This is a genomic window from Rhodovibrio sodomensis, assembly GCF_016583645.1.
Lineage (GTDB): Bacteria > Pseudomonadota > Alphaproteobacteria > Kiloniellales > Rhodovibrionaceae > Rhodovibrio > Rhodovibrio sodomensis.
The window spans coordinates 17,071-27,852 of sequence record NZ_NRRL01000057.1 but is presented as its reverse complement, the minus strand read 5'-3'; the positions used below and the strand labels follow the sequence as shown (position 1 = coordinate 27,852).

General features: G+C 68.0%; 12 protein-coding genes. All 12 read right to left on the bottom strand.

The features are described 5' to 3' along the window. Positions 1 to 164, bottom strand: a 164-nt coding sequence (locus CKO28_RS29725; RefSeq protein WP_200342036.1) for an IS1634 family transposase N-terminal domain-related protein, incomplete at its 3' end; no start/stop codon positions are given. Positions 165 to 451: 287 nt separating this feature from the next. Continuing rightward, the gene (locus tag CKO28_RS17155) at positions 452 to 733 is read right to left on the bottom strand and encodes a Dabb family protein (protein ID WP_200342035.1); all 282 of its coding nucleotides are present in this window, start codon (positions 731 to 733) and stop codon (positions 452 to 454) included. 23 nt (positions 734 to 756) lie between these two features. Then, entirely contained in the window at positions 757 to 1,548 is a 792-nt protein-coding gene (locus CKO28_RS17150) for an ABC transporter ATP-binding protein (protein WP_200342034.1), read from the bottom strand. Between the two features lie 5 nt (positions 1,549 to 1,553). Further along, positions 1,554 to 2,822, bottom strand: coding sequence for an ABC transporter substrate-binding protein (locus tag CKO28_RS17145; RefSeq protein ID WP_200342033.1), 1,269 nt, complete (start codon positions 2,820 to 2,822; stop codon positions 1,554 to 1,556). Positions 2,823 to 2,900: 78 nt separating this feature from the next. After that, complete coding sequence (locus CKO28_RS17140; RefSeq protein WP_200342032.1) at positions 2,901 to 3,974, bottom strand: branched-chain amino acid ABC transporter permease; 1,074 nt, start codon at positions 3,972 to 3,974, stop codon at positions 2,901 to 2,903. 4 nt (positions 3,975 to 3,978) lie between these two features. Next, on the bottom strand, positions 3,979 to 4,860 hold the full coding sequence (locus tag CKO28_RS17135) for a branched-chain amino acid ABC transporter permease (protein ID WP_200342031.1): 882 nt from the start codon (positions 4,858 to 4,860) through the stop codon (positions 3,979 to 3,981). Beyond that, the gene (locus tag CKO28_RS17130) at positions 4,857 to 6,878 is read right to left on the bottom strand and encodes an AMP-dependent synthetase/ligase (protein WP_200342030.1); all 2,022 of its coding nucleotides are present in this window, start codon (positions 6,876 to 6,878) and stop codon (positions 4,857 to 4,859) included. The genes CKO28_RS17135 and CKO28_RS17130 overlap by 4 nt, the downstream gene beginning before the upstream one ends. Further along, complete coding sequence (locus tag CKO28_RS17125) at positions 6,868 to 7,701, bottom strand: ATP-binding cassette domain-containing protein (protein ID WP_200342029.1); 834 nt, start codon at positions 7,699 to 7,701, stop codon at positions 6,868 to 6,870. The genes CKO28_RS17130 and CKO28_RS17125 overlap by 11 nt, the downstream gene beginning before the upstream one ends. A 189-nt stretch (positions 7,702 to 7,890) precedes the next feature. Continuing rightward, positions 7,891 to 8,097, bottom strand: a complete 207-nt coding sequence (locus tag CKO28_RS17120) for a hypothetical protein (RefSeq protein WP_200342028.1) — start codon at positions 8,095 to 8,097, stop codon at positions 7,891 to 7,893. 224 nt (positions 8,098 to 8,321) lie between these two features. Further along, positions 8,322 to 9,158, bottom strand: coding sequence for an ABC transporter substrate-binding protein (locus CKO28_RS17115; protein ID WP_200342027.1), 837 nt, complete (start codon positions 9,156 to 9,158; stop codon positions 8,322 to 8,324). A 44-nt stretch (positions 9,159 to 9,202) separates the two neighbouring features. After that, positions 9,203 to 9,967 (bottom strand): ATP-binding cassette domain-containing protein, encoded by a 765-nt coding sequence (locus CKO28_RS17110; RefSeq protein WP_200342026.1) that lies wholly within the window; start codon positions 9,965 to 9,967, stop codon positions 9,203 to 9,205. 8 nt (positions 9,968 to 9,975) lie between these two features. Beyond that, entirely contained in the window at positions 9,976 to 10,680 is a 705-nt protein-coding gene (locus CKO28_RS17105; RefSeq protein WP_200342025.1) for an ABC transporter permease, read from the bottom strand. Positions 10,681 to 10,782: the final 102 nt, after the last annotated feature.

The window sequence follows — 10,782 nt, the reverse complement described above, 5'->3', positions numbered from 1 at the left end:
GCGACGCCACCTTTGAGCAGGGTGCGCAGGCCCTCGACCAGGTCCGTCGGCCAATCGCTCAGATTGGCCACGGTGCGCTTTTTGATCTTGCCGCCCTCGCGGCGGCTTTCCCGCAGCAGAACGGCGGGCGGCGACTGGCGATTGGGGACCGACTCGATGTACATGGCTTATGCGAATCGTACCTAGAGCACGATGTCAAGAATGAAGGCCCGCCATTTACATGGGTACACGGAGCCGCCGACAGCCGGATTCGTTGTTCACATTCAGAAACTTAGCCGGAAAACGAAGTAAAAAGTTCCGGCTAGAGCAAAATCGACGAAGGTCGACCCGACCTTCGTCGATTTTGCTCTAACTTTTTGAAGAAAGGGCAAGATTCAGCTGAAAGGTGTCTCTGCCTTTCAGCATCTTGCCCTAACCGGGACTTGCCGGGCGGAGGTCGACGAAACTCGATTCAAGACTCGATGTCCGCGGCCACGCGCAATTGCCGCAGGGGCCTCACCGTCTCGGTCGCCTCGGCGTACAGCGGGTCCGCCTTGTAGCGCGCCAGCGCCGCTTCGTCGGCGAATTCGCCGTAGACGACCAGGTCGACTTCGCCGGAGTGGGCGTCGCTGCGCAGGTTGCGCCGGACCTCCAACACGTCGGCGTGGGCGATCCCCTCCAGCGGCTTCAGGCCGGCCTCCGCGGCCTGAAGCCGGTCCGTGGGCACGGTGAAAAAGACGATATGCCGGATCATCTCGGACGTGTCCGTCGCTGGGATCAGGCCAGCCAGCGCTTGCGCCGGCGGTAGTGCTTGACGTTGTGGTAGTCCACCTGGCCGTGGCCGCCGAGGTAGAACTCCTGGATGTCCGGGTTCTGCTTCAGGGTGGCGGCGTCGCCGGACATCACGACGTGGCCGTTTTCGAGCAGGTAGGCGTGGCGCACCGTCTCCAGCGCGGCGGCGGCGTTCTGCTCGACCAGCAGCACGCTCACCTTCTCCTCCCGGTTGATCCGGGTGATGATCTCGAAGATTTCCTGGACCAGCAGCGGGGCCAGGCCGAGCGACGGCTCGTCCAGCATGATCAGCCGCGGCCGGGTCATCAGCGCCCGGGCGATCGCCAGCATCTGCTGCTCGCCGCCCGAGAGGTAGCCGGCCTGGCTCTTCCGGCGTTCGTGGAGGCGCGGGAAGTAATCGTAGACCTGGGCCTTGAGCTCCTGCAGCTGGGCCCGGCTGCCCTGCAGCGGGAACGCCGCGGTCAGGTTCTCGTCCGGGGTCAGGTGCTCGAAGATCCGCCGGCCTTCCAGGACGTGGACGATCCCGCTCTCCACGCGCTTGGCGGCCGACATCGGCAGCACGTCGCGGCCGTCGAAGCTGACCTCGCCGCGCGTCACCGCGCCGCGTTCGGGGCCGAGCAGGCCGCTCACCGTTTTCAGCGTCGTGGACTTGCCGGCACCGTTGGCGCCGAGGAGGGCGACCATGTCGCCCTCCTCGACCGCCAGCGAGACGCCCTTGATGGCGAGGAAGACCTTGTCGTAGACCACCTCGACATTGTTGAGCGCGAGCAAGGGCATGGCGGTCAGTTGCCCTGCTCGAACTGCTTGGCGTTCTCCTCGATCTCCTCCCAGACGATATCCTGGTAGGCGGTGATCCAGTCGGTCTGCGGCTCCCAGCCGTCGCCGGTCCACATCGACACGCGGCCGTAGCCGCCGCCCTGGTGGTCCTTCTCGGTAATCGTGATCGGCGGCATCAGGCCCTGGGCGTTGAAGTTCTCGATGTCCTCGAAACCCTTCTTGAGCTTGGGCCCAGTGACCGGCGCGCCGTAGTTCTCGATGGCATGCTCCGCCGCCTGCACGGACGCCGCCATCGTCGCGACGCCGATGTTGTAGTAGACGTTGCCGACGTTCTCCATGTCGCCGGTGCCGTTGCCCTTCTCGATCACGGTTTCCATGATCTTCTGGATCACCGGCGTGTCGCGGCCGGTCGCGGTGGCGGCGAAGCGCTTGACGCCCTTGGCGGCCTCGAAGCCGACCTGCCTCATGTCGGTCCGGGCCAGCCAGACCACCGACAGGATGTCCTTTGGCGAGATGCCGTTGCGGATCGCGGTGCGGATCGATACCGGCTGACCGCCGCCCGCACCCCAGATGGTGACGTGATCGGGGCCCCAGCGGCGCACGTCCGACCAGGTCGCGGACTGCTCGTTCCCCGGGCTCGGGTAGGGGAAGGCCTTGACCTCGAAGCCCTTGCGCTCGGCGAGCTCGCGCAGGATCGGCAGCGGCTCGCGGCCGAACGGGCTGTCGATGAAGACGTGGGCGATCTTCTTGCCCTCAAGGCCGCCCATGTGCTCCTCGATGTATTTCGCCAGCACGCTCGCCTGCGACCAGTAGGTCGCCATCATCGGGAAGACGTAGGGGAAGGTCTGGCCGTCGCTGGCGTCGCCGCGGCCGTGCAGAGCGGTGATCATCACCACCTCGTCCTCCAGCACGCGCGGGACCATCGCCCGGCTGACCGGGGTCGACAGGAAGTCGACCAGCACGGCGCCCTCTTCGACCGCACGGTTGTACGCCTCGATGCCGCGCTGCGGCTCGTTGCCGGTGTCGCGCACGATCAGCTCGATCGGATGGCCCTTCACGCCGCCGGTGGCGTTGACCATCTTGATGTAGTCCTGCTGGCCCTGGTTGTACTCGTTCGAGACGAACGTGTAGACGCCGGTGAAGTCCTGCAGCAGGGCAAAGGTGATCGGCTGCTTGTCCTGCGCCAGCGCCTGGCCGGCGAAGCCGGAAACTGCGAACGCCGCCGCCGCGATCGCGGCCGTGGCGGAGCGCAGAACGCCTCTGCGATTGATCATGGGGTTACCTCCCGTTTCGACGTTGAGCCTCTTCTTGATTGGCCGGGCGGGCCGTCTTGCGGTTGGCCGGCCGCGGCCTCAGTTCCGGGTGTGCTGGAACGGCCAGACCCGGAAATAGTTGCGCAGGTTGTCGTAGATCTTCGCCAGTCCGAGCGGCTCGAACAGCAGGAAGGCGATGATCAGGGCGCCATAGGCCATCAGCGGGATGTGCGACTGCAGGTTCTGCGAGATGGTCAGCAGCCCGCTGTCGGCCAGCCCGGCGACCAGGTTGGTGAGCACGATCGGCAGCAGCAGCACGAAGGCCGCGCCCAGATAGGCGCCGATCACGCTGCCCAGGCCGCCCACCAGCACCATGGCGACGAACTGGATCGAGACGTCGAAGCTGAACTGCTCGGGCGTGACCGCCTCGTAGTAGCAGAACGCCAGCACCGCGCCGGAGACGCCGCCCAGGAACGAGGAGGTGAAGAAGGCGAGCAGCTTGTACCGGAACACGTTGACCCCGATCACCGCGGCGGCGAAGTCCTTGTCGCGCACCGCGACCAGCGCGCGGCCGAAGGCGCTGCGCTTGATGTTCATGATGAACACCGTCAGGAACGCCGCCCACAGGAGCGCGCCGTAGTATTGCACCGTGTCGTTGGTCATCGGCGCGCCTAGGAAGCTGACCTCGGGGGCCTGCAGGGTCGCCTGCGCGCCGCCGGAGATCGCGGGGACGTTGATGATCGTCCAGTCCACCAGGTACTGCATGGCTAGCGTGGCCATCACCAGATACAGGCCCTTCACCCGCAGCGCGGCCGCGCCGAACAGCGAGCCGATCGCGGCCGCCATCAGCCCGGCGCCCAACAGCGCGATCTCGAACGGCACGCCGAAGCGGGTCAGGTGGATCGCGGTGTAGGCGCCGATCGCCATCACCGCGGCGAAGCCGAAGTGCAGCTGCCCGGCGACCCCCATCAGCAGGGTCAGGGACAGCGCCGCGGCGGTCCAGACAAGCCAGGGCAGCAGGTAGCTGGACAGGTACAGGTCGCCCACCAGCAGCGGCGCCAGGAGGCCCAGCGCGAGCACGCCCAGCGCCTGCCAGCGGTCGGCCGGAACCGGCCACAGCTTGCGCTCGCCCGCGTAGGTGGTGTGGTAGACGCCGGCCAGGCGGTAGAACATCCAGCTAGACCCTTTCGATATCCTCACGGCCGAAGATGCCGTACGGGCGGACCAGGATGGTCACCAGGATGATCAGAGAGGTGACGACGTCGCGCGTGCCGCCGCCGACCAGGGGATCCAGGTAGCCCGGGACGACGCTGCCCAGGATGCCGACCAGCAGGCCGCCGACCAGCACGCCCCAGATGCTGTCCAGGCCGCCCAGGATGACCACGGCGATCGCCGGGAACAGCAGGGTCGACAGCGTCCAGTCGACGCCCTGGACGGAGCCCCAGAGCGCGCCGGCGGCGACCGCCGAGACGCCGGCCAGCCCCCAGGAGATGCCGATCGCGCGCTCCACCGAAATGCCCACGGACCAGCTCGAGACGTGGTCGTCGGAGACCGCGCGCAGCTTGGTCCCCAGGCGGGTCTGGAAGAACAGCAGCGAGACCGCGATCATCGCGATCGCGACGGCGGCGCCGTACAGGTAGGCGCGGTTGATGAACACCCCCTCGACGATCATCGGCGCCAGCCCGATGCCGAGGTCGAGCGACTTCGGCGCGGCGCCCAGGAAGCCCGGCGCGACGCCGCGCAGCAGGATCTCCAGCCCGAGCGTGAGCATGACGATCATGATGATCGGCTGGCCCACCATCCGTCGCAGCAGGAAGCGTTCGGCGACCAGACCGAACACGAACATCAAGACCGCGGCGATCGGGATCGCCAGCCACAGCGACAGCCCGACCAAGCTGGCGAAGATGTAGATGAAGTAGGCGCTCAGCATGATCATCGCGCCATGGGCCAGGTTGGGCACGCCCGCGGACTTGTAGATCAGCACGATGCCGAGCGCGGCCAGGGCGTACATCAGGCCGGTCAGCGCGCCGTTGATCAGCAGTTCGAAGAAGTAGGTCATTGCGCGGCCCGGTGCGTCTCGGCGCGGTTGGCATGCGCGGTTTGGGCGGCTTGGCCCGGCGTGACGTCGCGTAGGTGCAGCTGCCGGGTCAGTTCGCCGGTTTCGCCGGTCTCGTAGGTGAAGGTCGCCTTGTATTCGATCTGGTCGTCGGCGCTGTAGAGCGCGTCGATGATCGGGCGGTAGTGGTCGTCGATCACGTTGCGGCGCAGCTTGCGGGTGCGCGTGACCTCGCCGTCGTCCGGGTCGAACGGCTTGTGCAGGTTGATGAACCGGCGGATCTGCAGGCCTTCCGGCAGGGTTTCGTTGGTCCGCCGCAGCACCCCCTCGACCAGGTCGTAGACGGCGTCCTGCTGCGACAGATCGGCGTAGGAGGTGTAGGGCACGCCCTGTTCCTCCGCCCAGTGGCCGACCGCGTCGATGTCGACGCAGACGATCGCGGCCAGGTGCGCGCGGCCCTCGCCCAGGATGCAGATGTCCCGGATGAAATGGGAGAACTTGATCCGGTTCTCGATGAAGGTCGGAATGAACCGCTCGCCGGCGGCGGTGTAGACGACCTCCGACACGCGGCCCAGGACGACCAGCTGGCCGTCGTCCTCCAGATAGCCGGCATCGCCGGTGTGCAGCCAGCCGTCGACCAGCGTCTCGGCGGTCGCGTCCGGGCGCTGGAAATAGCCGTCGAACACGTTGTCGCCCTTGACCAGGACCTCGCCGTTGTCGCTGAGCCGGACTTCGACGCCCGGGAACGGCTTGCCCACCGTGTGCAGCTTGACCGAGCCCGGCCCCTGCGCGGCGGCGAGCGCGCAGTTCTCGGTCTGGCCGTAGAACTGCCGCAGGTCGAGACCGAGCGCGCGGAAGAACAGGAACACCTCCTCGCCGATCGCCTCGCCCGCGGTGTACGGGCGGCCGACCCGGCGCAGGCCCAGCTGGTCCTTGATCGGGCCGTAGACCAGGAACTCGCCGAGCGCCCGCCACAGCCGCTCGCCCGCGCCCGGCGCGCGGCCCTGCAGCCGTCGGCGCTCCAGCTCCACCGCGAACGGCATGAAGCGGTTGTACAGCCAGCGCTTGAACGGCGTGCTCTCGTCGATCCCCACCTGGATCCGGGTCAGCATGTTCGACCACGCCCGGGGCGAGGAGAAGTATAGCGTGGGCGCGATCTCGCGCAGATCGTTGAGCGCGGTCTCCTGCGTTTCCGGGATGTTGACCGAGAAGCGCAGCAGGATCGCGGCGCCGACCGAGAAGGTGAAGTCGCCCACCCACGCCATCGGCAGGTAGGCCATGTGCACCTCGCCCTCGCGGAAGTATTCCGCCTGCGCGGCGTTGCGCACGGCGAACAGGATGTGGCCGTGCTTGATCGGAATGCCCTTGGGCGCGCCGGTGGTGCCGGAGGAGTGCAGCAGGACGGCGACGTCGTGCACGCTGGACCGCCCGAGCAGGTCGTCGCGCAGCTTGGGTTCGGCCTGCAGGCGCGTGCGCCCGGCCGCGGCGATCGTCTCGAAGCCGACCACCCCGGCGGGCTCCTTGCCCTTCAGGCCGCGCGGATCGTCGTAGACGATCAGCTCCAGTTCCGGATAGCCCGCGCGGATCTCCAGCAGCTTATCGACCTGTTCCTGATCCTCGGCCAGCGCGAAGCGGATACCCTCGCGCTTCATCTGCTCGCCGATCTCCTGCGGCGTGGCGTCCGGATAGGCGGGCGAGGGGACCGCGCGCAGGGCGACCGCGCTCAGCATGGCGAAATACAGCGCCGGCCGGTTGTCGCCGACGACCAGCACGGTGTCTTCCGGCTTCAGGCCGTACTGCTCCAAGCCGGCGGCGACGGCGAGCACGCGGTCCAGATACTCGGCCCAGGTGTATTCCTGCCAGATGCCGTGGTCGCGCTCGCGCAGGGCCACCCGGTCGGGCACCTCGCGGGCGTTGCGCGCAAGATGGTTGAGCAGGGTGTCGTCGGCCTGCCAGTTCGCATGCCGGGCCTCGGGCGCTGCGCCGCCGGCGTCGGCGGCGGCCTGTCGCTCAGCCGACATGGGCGGCATCCGCCGAATTCGGGGTGGCGACCTTGCCGATATAGGCCGCGACCACTTCGGGGTGGCTCATGGCATTCTTGGCGGCGTCCTCGGCAATCTTCTCGCCGTTGTTCAGCACCGCCACCCGCTGGCAGATCGCCGTGACCACGTCGAGGTGGTGTTCGATCAGCAGGATCGAGAGGTTGAGCGCTTCCCGGGCGTCCAGGATGAAGCGCACCATGTACTCCTTCTCCTCCTGGTTCATCCCGGCCATCGGCTCGTCCAGGATCAAGAGGCGCGGCTCGGCGGCGAGCGCGCGGGCCAGCTCGACCCGCTTCTGCATGCCGAGCGGGATCATCTCCACCGGTTCGTGGCGCACGCTTTCCAGCTGCAGCAGGTCGACGATCTCCTCGACCTGCCGGCGGTTGGCGACCTCGTCCTTCTCCGCCCAGACCCAGTAGAACAGCGAGGCGAGCGCGCGCGGCTTCATGTGCACGTGCCGGCCCATCAGGATGTTGTCGAGCGCGCTCATGCCCTTGAACAGGGCGACGTTCTGGAAGGTCCGCGCGATCCCCAGGGACGCCACCTTGTGCGGCTTGACCCCGGCGATCTGCCGGTCTTCGAAGCGGATGGTTCCGGAATTCGGCGGGTAGAAGCCGGTGACCGCGTTCACCAGCGTGGTCTTGCCCGAGCCGTTCGGGCCGACCAGGCCGTAGATCTCGCCCGGGCCGATCTCGATCGACACGTTCTTGAGCGCCTGCAGCCCGCCGAACGAGCGGCTGACGTTGTCGCACGCCAGCACCGCCTCGCCGCGCGCAGCCCGGTCGGTCCCTGCTTCCGCCACCTGGTCTCGCCTCCCCAGACGATATCGGCCGACCGCGAGTGCTTGTGATTTGCCGGTCGGACCTCTTCAATAACCGGTTCGGGCTAGGCTTGTGAACCGGCAAGCTGGCCCTCTTTTTGGTTGCAGCGCAGCATACGCATGTGTGCGGTGCCGAAGGTGCAGCCGAAGTATCAAGACCGGCCGGCTGGATCAGCGCTTGCGTTCGGGGGACGGGGGCGAGGAGCTATCGGGCTGTTCGTCGATCGCCTCGCCGGAGGCGCCGGGGGCCACGTCGAACTCCTCGCGAAAGAACGCCGAGGCTTCCGAGCAGGCCTGCGCAAGCTTGGAGTCGTGGTGCGATAAGGTGCGCGCGGCGCGGTCGAGGCGGTCGGCGAGAGCAGCGGGACCGAGAAACATCTTTGCGAGCGGCTTTCGTCGATAGGCGCCTGCAATATCGGCAGTCGGATGTCGCCGCTCAATTCCGTATTCCTACGGGGAAGTGGCGCTCGGTCGACGCCGGCTCGGCTGCTGTGGACGCCGACCAAAAAGCCCCGGCGGCCGCGATCTTGGCGGGCGCCGGGGCAAGGGTCACCGGTGGTTGGGCCAGTCCGGCGAAGCAGCTCGATAAGTCGACCGCAGCGTCAGTCCGCGTTCGGGAAGAACGCCTGCTGGCCCTTCAGGCGGTAGTTGGCGATCGCCTGCTGGCCGTCCTGGGACACCAGCCAGTCGACGAACGCCTGCGCCATGCCCTCCTTCACGTGGGGGTGCTTCTCCGGGTTCAGCACCATCACGCCGTACTGGTTGAACAGGCGCGGGTCGCCCTCGACCAGGATTTCGAAGTTCTTCTTGTTGCCGAAGTTCAGCCAGGTCGCCCGGTCGCTCATGGTGTAGGCGCCCATCTGGACGGCGGTGTTCAGCGTCGCGCCCATGCCCGAGCCGGTCTCGCGGTACCAATTGCCGCTGGCCTGGCGCGGGTTGACGTCGGTTTGGGCCCACAGGCCAAGTTCCTTCTTGTGGGTGCCGCTGTCGTCCCCGCGCGAGGCGAACGGCGCGCCCGACTTCGCGATCTTGGTGAGCGCCTTGGTGACGCTGTCCAGGCCGGCGATCCCGGCCGGATCGTCCTTCGGCCCGACGATCACGAAGTCGTTGTACATCACGTCGAACCGGCGCTTGCCGTGGCCGTCGGCGATGAACTTGTACTCGCTGGGCGTGTGGTGGACGAACAGCACGTCGCCGTCGCCGTTGCGGGCGTTGCGGATCGCCTGGCCGGTGCCGACCGCGACCACGCGGACGTCGATGCCGGTCATGCGCTCGAACTTGGGCAGCAGGTGTTCGAACAGCCCGGATGCCTCGGTCGAGGTGGTGGACTGGACGATGATGTAGCGGTCGTCCTGGGCCTGCGCGCGGTCGATCGGCTGGGCGACGACAGCGAGCGCGACGGCGCCAAGGACGAAGCCGAGGCGCTTGAACAAGGTCATCTGGCGTTTGCCTCCCTCTTGCATTCGCCGGTTTCCGGCTTGGGTCACAGGACGAGGTCGCCGGACAGGAACGCCCGGGCTTGCTCGCTCTGCGGCTGATCGAAAAAGCTCTGGGCCGGGCTGCGCTCGACCAGGCGGCCCCGGTGCAGGAACACCACTTCGTCGCCCAGCCGCCGGGCCTGGCCCAGGTCGTGCGTGGTCAGCACGATCTTGGTGCCCCGGTCCTTGATCTCCGCGACCATCCGCTCGACGACGTGCGCGCCGGCGGGATCCAGGTTCGCCGTGGGCTCGTCCAGGAACAGCACCTCCGGGCGGGTCGCCCAGGCGCGGGCGAGCGCGAGGCGCTGCTGCTCGCCGCCTGAAAGCACCCGCGCCGGCCGCCGCGCCAGCGCGGCCAGCCCGGCGTCGGCGAGCGCCGCCTGCGCCCGCGTCCGCCGCGCGCCGCGCGCCACGCCCTGGACCTTGAGGGCGTAGGTCACGTTGCCCAGCACCGAGCGGCGCAGCAGCACCGGTTTCTGGAACACCATCGCCTGGCGCCGCCGGACCGCGCGGTCGGGCGCGCGGCCGTTCCAGCGCACCGCCCCCGAACTCGGCGTCAGCAGGCCGTGCAGCAGGCGCAGCAACAGGCTCTTGCCGGCCCCGTTGGGCCCCATGATCACGGTCGTGCTGGTCCGGTCGAGGGCGAGGTCGAGGCCGTCCAGCAGCGTCTGCCCGCCGGCCTGGAAGGTGAGCGCCTGAACGGTCGCCGGGCGGATGCTGGCAGCCTCCTGCGGCCGGCGGATCGGCTGCTGGGCGGTCGCGTGCCGCATCGCCGGCCTCACACGGTCGCCTGCGCGCTCAGCCCGCGCAGGCTCATCACCGCGGCGTTCACCAGCACGGCGAGCGCGATCAGGATGATGCCGAGGCCGAGCGCCAATTCCAGATTCCCCTTGGATGTCTCGAGCGCGATCGTGGTGGTCATCACCCGGGTGACGTGGTTGATGTTGCCGCCGACGATGATCACCGCGCCGACCTCCGCGATCGCCCGGCCGAAGCCGGCGAGCAGGCCGGTGAACAGGCTGTAGCGGCCGTCCCACAGCAGCGTGGCGGTCGCCCGCACCGGGCCTACCGACAGCGAGCGGAACTGCTCGGCGTACTCGGCGTGCAGGTCCTCCACGGTCTGGCGGGTGAGCGCCGCCACGATCGGCGTCACCAGCACGGTCTGCGCGATCACCATGGCGGTCGGCGTGAACAGCAGGCCAAGCTCGCCCAGCGGCCCCGCGCGCGACAGCAAGAGGTAGATCATCAGCCCGGCGACCACCGGCGGCAGGCCCATCAGCGCGTTCAGCACAACGATCACCGCCTGCCGGCCCGGAAAGCGCGCCACGCCCAGCGCCGCGCCGATCGGCAGGCCGATCACGCCGGCGCACAGCACCGCCGTCAGGCTGACCTGCAACGACAGCCCGACGATCTCGACCAACTCCGGGTCGAAGCCGACGATCAGCTCAAACGCGGCCAGAAAGGCAGAGGCGAAGTTTTCCATGACGCAGACGTCCGGCGCCTCCCGGTCGATCGACTGTCCGACCGGCGGAGTCTGTCCCGAACTGTCGTAAGTTTCAATGCATCCGTTCAAACGTAATTAGTG

What these genes read in the sequence shown, in the direction of transcription:
- CKO28_RS17155 (WP_200342035.1), bottom strand. Translation starts at nt 733, where the DNA reads ATGATCCGGCATATCGTCTTTTTCACCGTGCCCACGGACCGGCTTCAG.
- CKO28_RS17150 (WP_200342034.1), bottom strand. Translation starts at nt 1,548, where the DNA reads ATGCCCTTGCTCGCGCTCAACAATGTCGAGGTGGTCTACGACAAGGTC.
- CKO28_RS17145 (WP_200342033.1), bottom strand. Translation starts at nt 2,822, where the DNA reads ATGATCAATCGCAGAGGCGTTCTGCGCTCCGCCACGGCCGCGATCGCG.
- CKO28_RS17140 (WP_200342032.1), bottom strand. Translation starts at nt 3,974, where the DNA reads ATGTTCTACCGCCTGGCCGGCGTCTACCACACCACCTACGCGGGCGAG.
- CKO28_RS17135 (WP_200342031.1), bottom strand. Translation starts at nt 4,860, where the DNA reads ATGACCTACTTCTTCGAACTGCTGATCAACGGCGCGCTGACCGGCCTG.
- CKO28_RS17130 (WP_200342030.1), bottom strand. Translation starts at nt 6,878, where the DNA reads ATGTCGGCTGAGCGACAGGCCGCCGCCGACGCCGGCGGCGCAGCGCCC.
- CKO28_RS17120 (WP_200342028.1), bottom strand. Translation starts at nt 8,097, where the DNA reads ATGTTTCTCGGTCCCGCTGCTCTCGCCGACCGCCTCGACCGCGCCGCG.
- CKO28_RS17115 (WP_200342027.1), bottom strand. Translation starts at nt 9,158, where the DNA reads ATGACCTTGTTCAAGCGCCTCGGCTTCGTCCTTGGCGCCGTCGCGCTC.
- CKO28_RS17110 (WP_200342026.1), bottom strand. Translation starts at nt 9,967, where the DNA reads ATGCGGCACGCGACCGCCCAGCAGCCGATCCGCCGGCCGCAGGAGGCT.
- CKO28_RS17105 (WP_200342025.1), bottom strand. Translation starts at nt 10,680, where the DNA reads ATGGAAAACTTCGCCTCTGCCTTTCTGGCCGCGTTTGAGCTGATCGTC.